We start from the raw sequence: 15,309 nt of genomic DNA on the forward strand, positions 1-15,309 counted from the left end.
CCCCGTACAACCGTCCACCATCTTGCCGGTCTGTACAGTCAAGCCCAGGGCGACGCTTCGGGGTTAGGTTAGCGCCGGTAAGGGCTGGCTACGAGGCCCGAATTGTTGCGCGCCATCGCAGCGTTGGACACCCCCGCCCAACCCTCCCCCTGAGGGGGAGGGCTTTTATTCAGTGCTTTGCACTAGAATTTCAGTGTCGTCCTGATCGCGCCCGGCCGCGCGGGCGTCAGTGAGCTGACCACCGGGCGCGGCTCGACGATGCGGCGGATATAGTCGGCATGGGGCAACATGCGCTGGGCGTTATCGGCGATGACCTCTTCGATATCGGCCAGAAACGCGGCGACTTCGGCATCGGGCAGCATGTCCACCATCGGGTCATACTGCATCGGCAGGCCCTGGCCGATCAGCACCTGCACCCAGCTTTCTTCGCGGAACAGTTCGGCCTTGTGGTGCATGAAAAACCGGGCCGAGGCGCGGAACAGCTCCAGCCGTTCGGCCAGGCTGTCGGGGATGGCCATATGTTTCAGATAGGCCCAGAACGGCGTGTCTTCGCGGTCGGTGACCTTGTAATGCGCGATGATGAAATCGCGGATGTCGGCATATTCGAAATCGGTCTGGCGGTTGTATTCCTCGCGGTCGGCCGGGTTGAACGCCTGGCCCGGAAACAGCGCGACCAGGCGAAAGATCGCGGTCTGGATGAGGTGGATGCTGGTCGATTCGAGCGGTTCGAGAAAGCCCGAGGACAGCCCGATCGCCACCACGTTCTTGTCCCACGCGCGCAGGCGTTTGCCGGGGCGGAATCGCACCGGCATGGGGTCTTTCAACGGTTTGCCATCCAGATTGCCCAGCAGCACCGCCGCCGCATCATCATCGCTGATATGCGCAGAGGAATAGACGTGGCCATTGCCGATGCGGTGCTGCAGCGGAATGCGCCATTGCCACCCCGCGCCATGCGCGGTGGAGCGGGTATAGGGGGTGAGCACGGGCGCATTTTCGCACGGCACCGCCAGCGCGCGGTTGCACAGCAGCCACTGGCTCCAATCCTCATACCCCACGCCCAGCGCATCGCCGATCAGCAGGGCGCGCATGCCCGAACAATCGATAAACAGTTCACCATCCACCCGCCGCCCATCGTCGAGCACCAGATCGGTAACAAACCCGGTTTCGCCGTGGCGGTTGACCGAGGCAATGCGCCCTTCGATGCGTTCCACTCCGCGCGCTTCTGACAATTGGCGCAAATGTGCGGCAAACAGCCCGGCGTCGAAATGAAACGCATAATCGATGTCGGCCAGCGGCGATCCGGGGGCGCGGGAATCGGGTTCGGCAAAGCGGTTGAGCCGCGCGGCAACGCAGTTCAGCGCATAGTGGTCAAAATGTTTGGCGTTCCCGCTCTGCGCCATTTTCAGCCACAGCTGGTGCGTGTGCAGCCACAGGTTGTCCTGCCCGATCTTGCCGAAACCGTGGATATAGCGACTTCCCAGGCCGCGCCAGTTGACGAATTCGATGCCCAGCTTGAATGTAGCTTTGGTGGCGCGGATCATCGCGGCGGTATCGACCCCCGCCAGCGTATTATAGGTGCGGATGGCGGGAATGGTCGCCTCTCCCACGCCGATCGTCCCGATCGCATCGGATTCGATCAGCCGGATGCGATAACCGCGGGTGAACAGTTTGGACAGCAGCGCGGCGGTCATCCATCCGGCGGTGCCGCCGCCGACAATGGTGATATTGCTGATCGGCGGATTGGGCGCAGGCGTCATCGCAGGGTCCTTGGGATCGGGTCGGGCGCATTCTGTATCCGGGTGCATTCGGCAGGGCAGATGGCTGGGCAATGCGACAACACCGGCGACGCCACGACCCATCGCGTCACCACGACGATGTTGCTGTCCCATGCCATACCGCGCCGCTGCGCCGCCACCGCAAACTGGTAACCGGTTACATAGGCGCGCCGGGCGGCGTGATCAATGGCGCCGGCCCGTAAAGGCAGCGAAAGCTCAGCCGGTGATTGTCGCGCGTAGCAGACCCGCAAGACAGGCGAGCACGATGACCAGGATCATCACCAGTTCGGGCATCACCGGCATGGCCAGGTGCGGGCGACGGCGATCGGCCGTGTGGGGTAGTGTGCGCACGCGCGGCGGGGCGGCGATGCGCATTTTGCTGCGGGTGCGGCCGCGTTCGGACCGCACCGATTGCTGCGCCCGTTTCAGGGCTTCGACCGCCATGACCATGGCCTGCGCGCGCGTCAACGGGCGTTGGGGCGGGGTGATATGCGGGTTCCTGATCATGGCGTCTCCCCAACAGCGTGGCGGTTGCGCCAGCCTTCCAGCCAGGGTGGATCGGGTTTTCGCGCCCGACCCGGCAGGATGCGGCCGTCGTGAGCCACTCCCCCGAGGTCGATTCGGGATTTCACCAATGTTGCAGTTTAATGACTCTTTGTGAAGAAAAATGCGCGGGCGATCAGGCCGTGCGGCGGTCGTAATCGAGCACGGCCTGTAACAGCACGTTGGCTCCTTGGGTTGCCTGCGCGGGGGTCACGTTTTCGGCAATGTTGTGGCTGATGCCGTTTTCACACGGGATAAAGATCATCCCCGTGGGTGCGACGCGCGCGGTGTAGACCGAATCGTGCCCCGCGCCCGACGGCATGGTGCGGTGCGTATAGCCCAGCCGCTGCGTGGCCCCGGCAATCGCATCGATCACGCCCGGATCGAACCGCACCGGCGGCGAATACCACACCGGATTCAGCGCGATCGTGCAGCCGGTTTCGCGTTCGACCTCTGCCATGCGGTCGCGCAAGGTGACCTCCATCAGGTCCAGCCCGGCCACCTCCGGGTGGCGCAAGTCCACCGTCAGCCGCACTTCACCCGGCGCGGTGTTGCGCGACCCGGGATAGGCCTGGAACAGCCCGATAGTCGATAGCGACCGGCCCGGATCGGATCGGCCGATGTGGTCCACCGCCACGGCCAGCCGCGCCGCCGCCTGCAACGCATCGCGGCGCAGCGCCATCGGCGTGGTGCCGGCGTGGCAGGTCTGCCCTTTGACCACGACATCGTACCAGCGGATGCCCTGCACGCCATTGACCACGCCTATCTCGATGCCTTCGGCCTCCAGCACCGGGCCTTGTTCGATATGCAGTTCAAAATGAGCGGCCAGTGCGTGCGCGCCGGGTTCGGCAGCGCCGGCAAAACCCGCCTGGTCCAGCGCCGCGGCCAGCGTGATCCCGTCGCGGTCGGTCTGCGCCAGCGCGTAATCGAGCGTGAATTCGCCCGCAAACACCCCCGATGCGACCATCGCCGGGGCAAACCGCGCGCCTTCTTCGTTGGTCCAGTTGATCACCTCGATCGGGTGGCGCGTGGTGATCCCGGCATCGTGCAGCGTGCGCACCACTTCCAGCCCGGCCAGCACGCCCAGGATGCCGTCAAACCGCCCACCGGTCGGCTGGGTATCGAGATGGCTGCCGATCGCAATCGGCGCCAGGCCGGGTTCGCTGCCAGGCCGGCGCGCGTGGATGGTGCCCAGTTTGTCGATCGTCACGGTCATGCCGATGGCGGTCGCGGCATCGATCAGCCAGCGCCGCACCGCGACGTCAGCCTCTGACAGGGTCAGCCGGCACATGCCGCGGGGCGTGCCGGGGATGGCGCCGAATTGCGCGGTTTCGGTCAGGGTGGACCACAGCCGGTCGCCCGCTATGCGCAAAGCGGTATGGTCGGTCATGTCGCCACCTGTTCGCCCAGCGGCTTTCGATGCAGCGGCATGGTCATGCAATGCACGCTGCCACCGCCGCGCGCAAACACGTCGAGCGCCGGGTCGATCACGGTCACGCCGTGCGCGCGCAATTCGGCGTTGATGCGCTGGCTGTGCGCCGGGCTGATCACGCGGTTGTCGCCCAGTGCGAGCAGGTTGCAGCTCATCGCCATGACCTCTGGATAAGTCGCGTCGATCACGTTGATGCCGTGCGCGGCCAACATTCGCGCAAATTCATCGCCCAGCACATCGATGCAGGCCACCGCCAGGCTGTCGGTCGCCATGCAGAACAACACATCAAGATGCAGGAAATGTTCGGGAAATTCGTGAATGAAGGTGGACCAGCCGTGTTCGGCAAACCACCCGGCAAACTGTTCGGCGCCGGCGCGATTGGTGCGCACGCCCGAATGGCCGATGATCAGCAGCCCGGGGCGCACCACATGGATATCGCCGCCCTCCACCACGCCATGGTTGGCAAAGCGGTAAAAACCATCGGCGGCCAGATGAAAGTCCATTACCCGGGCATATTCGCCGCGCCGTTGCGGCAATGCCAGCTGGGTCAGCACCGGGCCCCACGGCGTGGTCTGGCTCGAATCGCGGGTATAGACCTGGTAGGGATGCGCCGGGCTTTGTTCCAGATAGTGGATGCGCACGCCCGCACCATCCAGCGCGGCGACCAGCCCGTCCCATTGCCGCAGCATTTCCGCGCGATCAAACTGCGCCGATGAGGCCAGCGTCGATACCGCCACCGCGTTGGTTTCCAGCCACTGGTAATGGTCCGGGCGGCACAACAGCACGTCGGTCAGCACCCCGGTTTCCGAATCCACAGTCCAGCGCATCATGGTCTCCACAGCATGGCGGCACCCCGCCCATCGCCGGACTATAGCCGGGCGCGGGCGCGGTGCAGCAATTTTCGGTCAGGCAGAGCGCGAAGTTTCCAAAACCAACAGCGCGCCCCATGCCGGCAGCTGCGTGGTATCCGCGCCATTGATCGCCGCGATCACCGCACCGGCCGGGGCCTGGTAGTGCTGGTCGGTGCCGCCGATGTTGAACAGGCAATGGATCACCTCGTCGCCCGCGCGGCGCACAAAACGCAAACGGTCGCCATCCACGGTGACGTCGGCGATGTCGCCGGTGCGCAGCGCGGGATAGGCCCGCCGCAGCGCAATCATCGCGCGGGTGTGTGCCAGCAAGGCATCGGGATCGTCGCGTTGCACGCTAACCGAGCGCGCGATGTTGGCGGGCGACAGCGGCAGTCACGGCGTACCAGCGGTAAAACCGCCGTGCGGGGCGGTGTGGTCCCACGGCATTGGCGTGCGCACGCCATCGCGGCTGAGCGTCAGCGGCCAGTTGGCAATCGCCTCCGGGTCTTTGAGCAGGTGGAACGGAATGTCATCCTGCAACAGGCCCAGTTCCTGCCCCTGATACAGGAAAATGTTGCCGCGCAGCGCGGTCAGCAGCGCCATGCTCATTCGCGCAAACCGCGCCTGATCGGCGGGTGCGGCCCAGCGCGACAGGCAGCGCGGCGCATCGTGGTTTTCAAACGCCCAGCTGGGCCATCCTTCGGCATTCCCGTCGGCGTCGGGCGTGCCGGGCCAGTCGTGCATGACATCGGCCACCAGTTGCGCGGTAAAGCGGGGGGCATACAGAAATTCAAAGCCATAGGCGCTCGACAGGCGGTGGTCGCCGGCGGTGTAGGCCTTCATCAGCGGGATTGCGCCATCGCCGCCGACCTCGGCCACGGTGAACACCGCGCCATAGCCATCGCACACGTCGCGGATGCGTTCGACAAACGGGACCACGGCCGGATGGTTCTGGCTGAACCGTTTGATCTGGAAATCATAGGAACGCGTGATCGGGCGGTCGTCGGTGGCGGGCGGATTGTCGGTCAGCGCGGGATCGAACATGCCGTGGTTGAGCGCGTCAAAGCGAAACCCGTCGACGCCGCGATCCAGCCAGAACCGCACCACATCCAGCGCGGCATCCTGCACGGCGGGCCAATGCAGGTTCAGCTGTGGCTGTTCCTTTAAAAACTGGTGGTAATAATATTGCTGGCGCCGCGCATCCCAGGTCCAGGCCGGGCCGCCGAACACCGATTGCCAGTTGTTGGGCGGGGTGCCGTCGGAATTGGCATCGGCCCACACGTACCAGTCGGCATGCGCGCTGTGGCGGTCGCTGCGGCTGTCAACAAACCAGGCGTGTTTGTCGGACGTATGCGCAAACACCAGGTCGATGGTGACCTTCAGCCCCAGCGCATGCGCGCGCGCGATCAGCGCATCACAATCGGCCAGCGTGCCAAAGGTGGGATCGACATCGCGGTAATCGGCCACGTCATAGCCGTAATCGACCATCGGGCTGGTGAAGAACGGCGAAACCCAGATCGCATCGGCCCCCAGCCGCGCGACATGATCCAGATGCGCGGTAATCCCGGGCAGATCGCCGATGCCATCGCCGTTGCTGTCGGCAAAGCTGCGCGGATAGATCTGGTAGATAGTCGCCCCGCGCCACCATTCGGCCGGCGCCATGGGAACGTTCGCAAGGCTTGCCGCGGGTGCTGCGGTTCCGACGAGAATCGGGTTTGCCTTGGTCATTGTGCGCGCCTCACCCGTGTCATTGCCCGGCGCGCAGACGTCGCAGGCCATCGTCCGGGCACCCCTATGCCGGGGCTTTATGGCGGGATCAACTTCCACTTAAGGCAAACAATCACGCAATTGGAGCGGACTTGCCGGGCGCAGCGCTCAGCCCCGGCGGCTGATCAGCGCGGTGCGGGTGCACGACAGTACCTCGTGCCCGTGCTGGTTGGTCAGCCAGTGGCGAAAGGTAACCACGCCGGCGTTTGGCCGCGATTTGCTGGCGCGCAGGTCGATCACTTCGCTGTGGCAGGTCAGCGTGTCGCCGATGAATGTCGGTTTGGGGGTGACCACTTTGTCAAAGCCCAGATTGGCCACCAGCGTGCCCACCGTCGTATCCCCCACCGACAGCCCGACGCACAGCGCAAAGGTGAAGGTGGAATTGACCAGGATCTGGCCAAATTCGCTGGCGCGGGCGGTTTCGGCATCCAGGTGCAGCGGTTGCAGATTGTGCGTCATCGCCGAAAACAGCAGGTTGTCGGTTTCGGTCACGGTGCGGCTGGGCTGGTGGGTGATCTGTGCGCCGATGTCCCATTCTTCGAAATACCGTCCGGGCATTACGCGTCCCCCTGTTCGATGCGGATCAGCAGGGCATCGGCGCCAACTTGCTGCCCGACCACGACCGGCAATTGCGCCACCACGCCATCTATCGGGCTTTTGATCGCCTGCTCCATCTTCATCGCTTCCATAGTCAGCAGCGTCTGGCCCCTGATCACGGCATCGCCCGCCGCCACCATCACCGCAGTGACCAGCCCGGGCATTGGTGCGTGGAGCGATCCTGCGCCCGCATCCGCTTCGGCCCCGGCGGGGCGCCATGCTGTCATCAGCCAGGTCGTACCGCCTTCGCTGGCGATCACGCCGCGTGGTGTCAGGGTAAAAGAAACGTGTCCTTCAAGCCCCTCCCCTTCAGGGGAGGGGTTGGGGTGGGGGCTATCCCCAATCGCCGAGCCAAGAGGATAGCCCCCACCCCCAGCCCCTCCCCTGAAGGGGAGGGGAGCGCTATTGCCTTTTCTTAGCGTGACGGCATGGACCGCCGCGCCATCGTCGATCCGCACGATCACCGGCGCCGGCGGAGCATTCAGCCGCCAGCCGGCCAGTGCCGGGGCAGGGCCGTTGATCGCCCGCGCCACGGCCTGCAGCAGCGCATCCCCCGGCACGGGCCGGGCCGCCCAATCATCGCCGCGCCGCGCGACCAGCCCGGTGTCCAGCCGCCCGGCGATCACATCGGCATCGGCCAGCGCGCGGGTCAGAAATGCCGCATTGGTCCGCACTGGCCAGCATTCCACCGCCCCGGCCATCGCCGCCAGACCCGCCAGCGCGGCGGTGCGGTCGGGCGCGTGGTGGATCAGCTTGGCCAGCATCGGGTCATAGAACGGGCTGACGCTGCCGCCCTGATCCACGCCGCTGTCGACGCGGGCGATGGTGGGCAGGCGCAGATGATCAAGCCGACCAACGCTGGGCAAAAACCCGGTCGCCGGGTCTTCGGCATAGAGCCGCGCCTCTGCCGCGTGGCCGGTCAGCGTGATCTGATCCTGCGTCAGCGGCAGCGGTTCGCCGGCGGCCACGCGCAATTGCCATTCGACCAGATCGATGCCGGTCACCGCCTCGGTCACCGGATGTTCGACTTGCAGCCTGGTGTTCATTTCCATGAACCAGATGCGGTCGGCCCGCAGCCCTTCAGAACCATCGGCAATGAATTCGATTGTACCCGCGCCACGATAATTGACCGCTTTTGCCGCGCGCACTGCTGCTGCGCACAGCGCGGCGCGGGTCTGCGCATCCATGCCGGGGGCAGGGGCCTCCTCGATCACTTTCTGGTGGCGGCGTTGCAGCGAACAATCGCGTTCAAACAGATGCACGACATTGCCGTGCGCGTCGCCAAACACCTGCACTTCGATATGGCGGGGGCTGAGAATGTATTTCTCGATCAGCACGTGGGCATTGCCGAACGAGCTGGCCGCCTCTCGCTGGCATGAGGCGAGCGCTTCGGCAAACTGTGCGGGGTCTTCGACCAGTCGCATGCCTTTGCCGCCGCCGCCCGCAACCGCCTTGATCAGCACGGGATAGCCGATTTGTGCCGATTGCGCGGCCAGGAAATCCGGGTCCTGGTTTTCGCCCATGTAGCCCGGCGTGACCGGCACCCCGGCTGCGATCATCAGCGCCTTGGCCGCGTCTTTCAGCCCCATCGCGGTGATGCTGGCGGGATCGGGCCCGACCCAGACCAGCCCGGCATCGATCACGCTTTGCGCAAAAGCGGCGTTTTCCGACAGAAAGCCATAACCGGGGTGGATCGCCTGTGCGCCCGTATCACGCGCGGCGGCAATGATCCGCGCCCCCACCAGGTACGATTCGCGCACGGGCGCCGGCCCGATCGCCACCGCCGCATCGGCCAGGCGCACGTGCAGCGCATCGGCATCGGCGTCGGAATGGACCGCGACAGTGTGAATGCCCATCGCCCGCGCGGTGCGGATGATCCGGCAGGCGATTTCGCCACGGTTGGCGATAAGCAGGGATTGGATCATCATCACATCCGGAACACGCCGAACTGCGCGCGTTCGGGTATGGGGGCGTTGAGCGCGGCGGTCAGCGCCAGGGCGACCACCGCGCGCGTTTGTGCGGGATCGATAATGCCATCGTCCCACAGCCGCGCGGTGGCAAAATAAGGACTGCCTTCGGCTTCGAACCGGTCGCGGATCGGCGCCTTGAACGCTTCGGCTTCGTCGGCGTTCCACTTCGCGGCATCGCGGTGAACGGTGGCCAGCACGCTGGCGGCCTGTTCGCCGCCCATCACCGAAATGCGCGCATTGGGCCAGGTAAACAGAAAGCGCGGATCATAGGCGCGCCCGCACATGCCGTAATTGCCCGCGCCGAACGACCCGCCGATCACCACGGTGATTTTCGGCACGCTGGCGGTGGCGACCGCGGTCACCAGCTTGGCTCCGTGGCGGGCGATCCCCTCTGCCTCATACTTGCCGCCGACCATGAAGCCGGTGATGTTTTGCAGGAACAGCAGGGACACGCGGCGCTGGCACGCCAGTTCGATGAAATGGGCGCCTTTGGTGGCGCTTTCGGAAAACAGCACGCCGTTGTTGGCCAGGATCGCCACTGGCAGGCCATCGATATGGGCAAACCCGCAGACCAGCGTCGTGCCATAGAGTGCCTTGAATTCATGAAATTCGCTGCCATCGACCAGGCGCGCAATGATCTCGCGCGCATCCATCGCCACGCGCACCGTTTCCGGGATCAGGCTGTACAGGTCATCGGCGGGGTAGAGCGGCGGCACCGGTGCGCAGGCGTTGACCGGCGCGCTGTGCTGGGGCGGCAGCGTGCTGACGATATCGCGCAGCACGGCGATCGCGTGATCATCGCTGGCGGCCAGATGATCGACCACGCCCGATTTGCGCGCATGCAGATCGCCACCGCCCAGGTCCTCGGCACTTATGTCTTCGCCCGTCGCGGCCTTGACCAGCGGCGGGCCTGCCAGGAAAATCGTGCCCTGATTGCGCACGATCACCGTTTCATCGCTCATCGCCGGAACGTAAGCCCCGCCGGCGGTGCAACTGCCCATCACGCAGGCGATCTGTGCAATGCCCTGCGCCGACATTTGCGCCTGGTTGAAGAATATCCGGCCGAAATGGTCGCGGTCGGGGAACACTTCGGCCTGGTGCGGCAGGTTGGCCCCGCCTGAATCGACAAGGTAGAGGCACGGCAGGCGGTTTTCGGCGGCGATCGCCTGCGCGCGCAGATGTTTTTTGACCGTCATCGGGTAATAGGTGCCGCCCTTGACCGTGGCATCGTTGGCCACGATCATCACCTGTTGCCCGGCCACCCGCCCGATCGCGGTGATCAGCCCGGCGCCGGGGATTTCGTCATCGTACAATCCGTTCGCGGCCAGTTGCCCGAGTTCGAGCAGCGGCGATCCCGGATCGAGCAGGCGCTCCACACGCTCTCTGGGAAGCAGTTTGCCGCGCGACGTGTGCCGTTCGCGCGATTTGGCGCCACCGCCCAGTGCGACTGCGGCGACGCGTGTCCGCAATTCGGCGGCCAGCGCGCGGTTGTGCGCATCGCATGCGCGTGCCGCGGGGCTGTTGCGATCCAGCGCCGTGGGGATGACGGGGGCGGTCATGCGCGGCGGCCCGTCATCCGCGTGCCCCGATCAGTTCGCGGCCGATCAGCATGCGGCGGATTTCGTTGGTGCCGGCGCCGATGTCGAGCAGTTTCGCATCGCGCAGATAACGTTCGACCGGCCAGTCCTTGGTATAGCCCGCGCCGCCCAGCGCCTGGATCGCTTCGCCCGCCGCACGGAACGCGTTTTCGCTGGCCAGCAGGATCGCGCCGGCGGCATCGAACCGCGTGGTCTGGCCATTGTCGCAGGCGCGCGCCACGGCATAGACATAGGCGCGCGCCGATTGCAGCGCGACATACATGTCGGCCACTTTGGCCTGCATCAGCTGAAACGATCCGATCGCCTGGCCAAACTGGCGCCGTTCGCGCACATAGGGGATCACGGTATCCAGACAGGCCTGGATGCTGCCCAGCGCAATCCCGGCCAGCACCACGCGTTCATAATCCAGCCCGCTCATCAACACGCCGACCCCGCCATGCAGCGGGCCCATCACGTTGTCTTCGGGCACGAAACAATCGTCGAACACCAGTTCGGCAGTGGGCGATCCGCGCATGCCCATTTTATCGATATGTTGCCCGATCGAAAACCCGGCCATGCCCTTTTCGATCAGGAATGCGGTGATCGCGCGCGATCCGCTGTCGCTGCCCGATTTGGCATAGACCACCAGCGTGTCGGCGACCGAACCGTTGGTGATCCAGTATTTGGTGCCGTTCAGCCGAAACCCGCCGGGCACCGCATCGGCGCGCAATTTCATGCCGACAACGTCGCTGCCGGCGCCGGCCTCTGACATCGCCAGCGCACCGACATGATCGCCGCTGATCAGTTTGGGCAGATATTTCGCCTTTTGTTCAGGGCTGCCCCAGCGGCGAATCTGGTTGACGCACAGATTGGAATGCGCGCCATAGGACAGGCCGACGCTCGCACTGGCGCGGCCAATCTCCTCCACCGCGATGGTATGGTCGAGATAGCCCAGGCCCAGGCCGCCGTCGGCCTCTTCCACCGTAATACCGTGCAGCCCCAGCGCGCCCATGGTGGGCCACAGTTCGCGCGGGAAACGGTCCTGTGCATCGATGGCGGCGGCAATTGGCGCGATGTGATCATCGGCAAAGCGGGCGACCGTGTCGCGCAGCATCATGGTCTGTTCGGACAGGCCAAAATCGAATTCCGGTGTCGCGCGCATGGCATCCTCTTATCGCTGTTGCCGCGCATTCTACTGCACAGGTTTCCATATCAGAAATTGAAAATGATCGTGGGCTCATATAGGTCTTGTCTATGATCAAACGTCACCATATCCGCCAGTTCCTGGGCGTGGCCGACGCCGGCAGCTTTGTTCAGGCGGCGGCGCGGCTGCACATTACGCAGCCATCGCTGTCGGCCGGGATTGCAGAGCTGGAACGGCTGGTCGGCACGCGGCTGTTCGTGCGCAACCGGCGACTGGTGCGCCTGACCGAGGCGGGCGGCGCGTTTCTGCCGATTGCGCGCGATCTGGAACGCGGGTTTCGCGCCGCCGACAGTTTTGGCCGCGGATCGACGCCCGATTGGCCCACGCTGCGGCTGGGGGCGATCCGCACCGTCGCGCCCGGCCTGTTGCGCGCGGTGATCGCGCCTTTGCGCGATGCCTATGGCGTGGAATTGGTCGAAGGCAGCGACCAGGAATTGCGCGTCCTGCTGGCCGGGGGGCGGATCGCCGCGGCGCTGACGCTGTTGCGGCCCGGCGAACATGGCGCAACCGTGCATGGCCTGTGGGAAGAACCCTATCGCATGTTCGTGCCGGCCGGGCACCCGCTGACGCGGGCCGGCACGGTCGCACCAGAAGACCTGGCCAGTGCGATCATGATCGCGCGCCGCGCCTGCGAGGTGCTGGATGATACCAGCCGGTTTTTCACCGCCGCCGGGGTGCGGCCGCGCTTTGCGCTGCGCAGCGACAGCGATGAACGGTGCATGGCGATGGTTGCCGCTGGTCTTGGCATCACCACCGCGCCGCTGTCGCTGGCAGTGGCGGGCACCGTGCCGATCGATGTCGCGGGCTATACCTTTCGCCGCCGGGTGGGATTGCTGTGCGACCCGGGGTTTGGCCACGATCTGATTGCGCGCGGGCTGTTGCCCGTGATCGCGGCCGGGGTGCGGGGCGAAGGCGCGGTGGCGGACTGACAGTGTGTTGCCAGTGCCGCCCCATGCTCTATCAAGGGCGGCACAGCGCCGAATCCCGGTGCTGTGCCGCCCTTGCACCTGCCATTCCGATCCAGTGACCCTGCCCGCACCCCGCCATGACCGCCCATTCTGATCGCCGCCTGTTTCTGAAACGCCTGGCCGGTGCCAGTGCGGTCGCGGTGGCGATGGGCGAAGGGCTGGGCGCGTTGCCAGAGGCGGCCCCGCGCGCGCAGGCGGCCGAATTCGTGTCGCGCCGGCCCGTCCCGGCGCAACGGCGCTTTACCAGCCCGGCGGTAGAGGCCGAAATCGCGCGGGTGTCGGCGCTGATCGCCGATCCCGAACTGGCGTGGCTCTATGCCAATTGCTATCCCAACACGCTGGATACCACGGTCGAGATCGGCACTTTGCCGGGGGGCCGCCCCGACAGTTTTATCCTGACCGGCGATATCCCGGCGATGTGGCTGCGCGACAGCGCGGCGCAAGTATGGGGGTATCTGCACCTGGCGCGCGGCGATGCGGCGCTGCAACGGCTGTATCGCGGGCTGATCGGGCGGCACGCGCGGTCGATCCTGATCGATCCTTATGCCAACGCCTTTGCGCGCGATCCGGCGGCCAAATCGCCGCTGTGGTGGGTGGCGCAGGATATGACGACGATGCGACCCGGCGTGGCCGAGCGCAAGTGGGAGGTGGATTCGCTGTGCCATGTGGTGCGGCTGGCCTGGGGTTACTGGCAGGCGACCGGTGATACCGCGCCGTTTGATGCCGAATGGCAACGCGCGGCGCGCGTGATCGTGGCCACGCTGCGCGCCGAACAGCGCAAGGATGGCACCAGTCTGTACCGGTTTCAGCGCAATACGTCGAACCCCGCCGATACGCTGATGCTGAACGGGCAGGGCGCGCCGACGCAGAAAATCGGCCTGATCCATTCGATGTTCCGCCCGTCGGACGATGCCTGCGTCTATCCGTTCCTGATCCCCGCCAACCTGTTTGCGGTGCAGGCGCTGCGCTGGCTGGCGCAGATTGCGGGCATGGTGCTGCACGATGCGGCGCTGGCGAATGATGCGCTGGCGCTGGCGGCAGAGGTGGAGGCCGCACTGGCGCGTGCGGGCCGGGTTGGCAGCGGCGCCGATGCGGTCTGGGCCTATGAGGTGGACGGGTTTGGCAACACGCTGTTCATGGATGATGCCAATGCGCCCAGCCTGTCATCGCTGGCCTATCTGGGTGCGGTGCCGCGCAATGATGCCGTGTTTCGCCGCACGGAGGCGCGCGCGTGGAGCAGTGCCAACCCCTATTTCTTTGCCCAGGGCGGCCACAGCGGGATCGGCGGGCCGCATGCCGGGGCGGGCATGATCTGGCCGATGTCGCTGATGATCCGCGCGCTGTCATCCGACGATCCGCGCGTGGTGGCGGCCTGCATCGCGCAGCTGAAAACCAGCCACGCCGGCACCGGTTTCATGCACGAAGCGTTTGAGGCGGGCAATCCGACGCATTACACCCGGCCGTGGTTCGCCTGGGCCAACGGGCTGTTTGGCGAAATGGTGATCGATCTGGCCGCGCGCATGCCGCGCCTGCTGGCGCTGCCGCCCGCGCTTAAGCCAGGGTGAGGTCTGCCATGCCGGGCACGTGCCCGGTGGTGATCGTGCTGCGGCACAGATCGGCAAAGGCCGCCGTGGCGCGGGTCGGCCGTATGGCGGGGTTGGTCAACAGCCCCAGTTGCATTGGCGGCACCGCATCGCGCAAGGCCACGTAGGCCAGCGGGCGGCCATTGGCGGCCACCCGACTGGCGGGCCGCGCGGTCATCAGCGACCAGCCCAGCCCGCTGCCCACCAGCGACCGCACCGTTTCGGGCTGATCCGATCGCATTGCCGGGGCCATGGCCACGCCCGCGCCATTGAACAGCGACCGGAAATAGTCGCGGCTGACCGGCATATCGAGCAGGATGAACGGCTCGTCCGCCAGATCGGTCAGCATGAGTTGATCCCGGCTGGCCAGCGCGTGGCTGGCGGGCACCACGATATACGTGGGCAGCCGGGCCAGTGGTTCGAACGCGATATCGTCATCGGCCTGCGCATAGCTGAGCGCGCAATCGATCTCGCCGCGCCGCAGCCGGGTTGCCAGGCCTGCCTCGTCGTCCTCGATCACGGTCAGATCGACGCGGGGGTGCGCGGCGGCGTAGCCCGCGATGAGTTCGGGCAGGATCAGCGATGACAGCGTACGGAACGCGCCGACGCGCAACGGTCCGGCAATCCCGGTGGCCATGTCGCGCGCCAGATCACCCAGATCGTCGGCGGCGCGCAACAGGTCACGCGCCGCGATCAGCAGGCGCGCGCCCGCTGTGGTCAGCGACAGCCCTTGCGCATGGTGGCGCACAAACAGTTGCACGCCGAATTCGTGTTCCAGCGTGGTGATCGCGGCAGAGACCGACGGGGGCGAAATCGGCACGCGCGCCGCCGCCAGCGTGACACTGCCCGCTTCGCCCGCAGCGACGAAATATTCCAGATGTTTCAGCGTGAAGCGGGGCATGTCGACTAGCGCCAACCAAAGCGGATAAAGCCCCGCCCCTCAGGGGAGGGGTTGGGGAGGGGTGTCCGGCGCCCGATTGGTTGTGCGAACTTCGGGCCTTGGACACCCCCACCCAACCCTCCCCCTGAGGGGGAGGGCCTT

11 protein-coding genes and 1 pseudogene are annotated in these 15,309 nt (G+C 65.8%); 2 read left to right on the forward strand and 10 right to left on the reverse strand.

Features of this window, described 5'->3' with window-relative positions; genetic code table 11:
- Nucleotides 1–182 precede the first annotated feature (182 nt).
- The 9 genes and pseudogenes from ABWP89_RS15680 to ABWP89_RS15720 all read right to left on the reverse strand — a co-directional run bounded on the left by ABWP89_RS15680 (nucleotide 183) and on the right by ABWP89_RS15720 (nucleotide 11,674).
- Nucleotides 183–1,757: a tryptophan halogenase family protein gene (locus ABWP89_RS15680; protein ID WP_353230458.1), complete on the reverse strand. Its 1,575-nt coding sequence runs from the start codon at nucleotides 1,755–1,757 to the stop codon at nucleotides 183–185.
- A gap of 234 nt (nucleotides 1,758–1,991) precedes the next feature.
- On the reverse strand, nucleotides 1,992–2,282 hold the full coding sequence (locus ABWP89_RS15685) for a hypothetical protein (protein ID WP_353230459.1): 291 nt from the start codon (nucleotides 2,280–2,282) through the stop codon (nucleotides 1,992–1,994).
- Nucleotides 2,283–2,454: 172 nt separating this feature from the next.
- Nucleotides 2,455–3,708 (reverse strand): M20 family metallo-hydrolase, encoded by a 1,254-nt coding sequence (locus ABWP89_RS15690; protein WP_353230461.1) that lies wholly within the window; start codon nucleotides 3,706–3,708, stop codon nucleotides 2,455–2,457.
- Nucleotides 3,705–4,580, reverse strand: coding sequence for a dimethylarginine dimethylaminohydrolase family protein (locus ABWP89_RS15695; RefSeq protein ID WP_353230462.1), 876 nt, complete (start codon nucleotides 4,578–4,580; stop codon nucleotides 3,705–3,707). Before ABWP89_RS15695 ends, ABWP89_RS15690 begins: the two co-directional genes overlap by 4 nt.
- Nucleotides 4,581–4,655: 75 nt before the next feature.
- Nucleotides 4,656–6,263, reverse strand: a pseudogene (locus ABWP89_RS15700) (alpha-amylase family glycosyl hydrolase).
- 213 nt (nucleotides 6,264–6,476) lie between these two features.
- Complete coding sequence (locus tag ABWP89_RS15705) at nucleotides 6,477–6,926, reverse strand: MaoC family dehydratase (RefSeq protein ID WP_353230463.1); 450 nt, start codon at nucleotides 6,924–6,926, stop codon at nucleotides 6,477–6,479.
- Nucleotides 6,926–8,890 carry an acetyl/propionyl/methylcrotonyl-CoA carboxylase subunit alpha gene (locus ABWP89_RS15710; RefSeq protein ID WP_353230464.1) on the reverse strand — a complete coding sequence of 655 codons (1,965 nt, stop codon included), beginning with the start codon at nucleotides 8,888–8,890 and terminating at the stop codon, nucleotides 6,926–6,928. Before ABWP89_RS15710 ends, ABWP89_RS15705 begins: the two co-directional genes overlap by 1 nt.
- A gap of 2 nt (nucleotides 8,891–8,892) precedes the next feature.
- On the reverse strand, nucleotides 8,893–10,494 hold the full coding sequence (locus ABWP89_RS15715; protein ID WP_353230465.1) for a carboxyl transferase domain-containing protein: 1,602 nt from the start codon (nucleotides 10,492–10,494) through the stop codon (nucleotides 8,893–8,895).
- 13 nt (nucleotides 10,495–10,507) lie between these two features.
- Nucleotides 10,508–11,674, reverse strand: coding sequence for an acyl-CoA dehydrogenase family protein (locus ABWP89_RS15720; RefSeq protein WP_353230466.1), 1,167 nt, complete (start codon nucleotides 11,672–11,674; stop codon nucleotides 10,508–10,510).
- Nucleotides 11,675–11,766: 92 nt separating this feature from the next.
- Here ABWP89_RS15720 and ABWP89_RS15725 point away from each other — a divergent pair, with 92 nt between their 5' ends.
- Both ABWP89_RS15725 and ABWP89_RS15730 read left to right on the forward strand, forming a co-directional pair.
- A complete protein-coding gene (locus tag ABWP89_RS15725) occupies nucleotides 11,767–12,645 on the forward strand; it encodes a LysR family transcriptional regulator (RefSeq protein WP_353230468.1) in 879 nt (292 codons plus the stop codon).
- Nucleotides 12,646–12,761: 116 nt separating this feature from the next.
- Nucleotides 12,762–14,249 (forward strand): glycoside hydrolase family 125 protein, encoded by a 1,488-nt coding sequence (locus ABWP89_RS15730; protein ID WP_353230470.1) that lies wholly within the window; start codon nucleotides 12,762–12,764, stop codon nucleotides 14,247–14,249.
- On the opposite strand, the gene ABWP89_RS15735 is transcribed toward ABWP89_RS15730, so the two are convergent.
- Nucleotides 14,236–15,168 carry a LysR family transcriptional regulator gene (locus ABWP89_RS15735; protein ID WP_353230471.1) on the reverse strand — a complete coding sequence of 311 codons (933 nt, stop codon included), beginning with the start codon at nucleotides 15,166–15,168 and terminating at the stop codon, nucleotides 14,236–14,238. The genes ABWP89_RS15730 and ABWP89_RS15735 overlap by 14 nt on opposite strands.
- Between the last annotated feature and the right edge of the window lie 141 nt (nucleotides 15,169–15,309).

This window comes from Novosphingobium sp. (assembly GCF_040398825.1).
Taxonomy (GTDB): domain Bacteria; phylum Pseudomonadota; class Alphaproteobacteria; order Sphingomonadales; family Sphingomonadaceae; genus Novosphingobium.

Bases quoted from the DNA above. Each gene is read 5' to 3' on its own strand.
- ABWP89_RS15680 (WP_353230458.1), bottom strand. From the start codon at position 1,757: ATGACGCCTGCGCCCAATCCGCCGATCAGCAATATCACCATTGTCGGC.
- ABWP89_RS15685 (WP_353230459.1), bottom strand. From the start codon at position 2,282: ATGATCAGGAACCCGCATATCACCCCGCCCCAACGCCCGTTGACGCGC.
- ABWP89_RS15690 (WP_353230461.1), bottom strand. From the start codon at position 3,708: ATGACCGACCATACCGCTTTGCGCATAGCGGGCGACCGGCTGTGGTCC.
- ABWP89_RS15695 (WP_353230462.1), bottom strand. From the start codon at position 4,580: ATGATGCGCTGGACTGTGGATTCGGAAACCGGGGTGCTGACCGACGTG.
- ABWP89_RS15705 (WP_353230463.1), bottom strand. From the start codon at position 6,926: ATGCCCGGACGGTATTTCGAAGAATGGGACATCGGCGCACAGATCACC.
- ABWP89_RS15710 (WP_353230464.1), bottom strand. From the start codon at position 8,890: ATGATCCAATCCCTGCTTATCGCCAACCGTGGCGAAATCGCCTGCCGG.
- ABWP89_RS15715 (WP_353230465.1), bottom strand. From the start codon at position 10,494: ATGACCGCCCCCGTCATCCCCACGGCGCTGGATCGCAACAGCCCCGCG.
- ABWP89_RS15720 (WP_353230466.1), bottom strand. From the start codon at position 11,674: ATGCGCGCGACACCGGAATTCGATTTTGGCCTGTCCGAACAGACCATG.
- ABWP89_RS15725 (WP_353230468.1), top strand. From the start codon at position 11,767: ATGATCAAACGTCACCATATCCGCCAGTTCCTGGGCGTGGCCGACGCC.
- ABWP89_RS15730 (WP_353230470.1), top strand. From the start codon at position 12,762: ATGACCGCCCATTCTGATCGCCGCCTGTTTCTGAAACGCCTGGCCGGT.
- ABWP89_RS15735 (WP_353230471.1), bottom strand. From the start codon at position 15,168: ATGCCCCGCTTCACGCTGAAACATCTGGAATATTTCGTCGCTGCGGGC.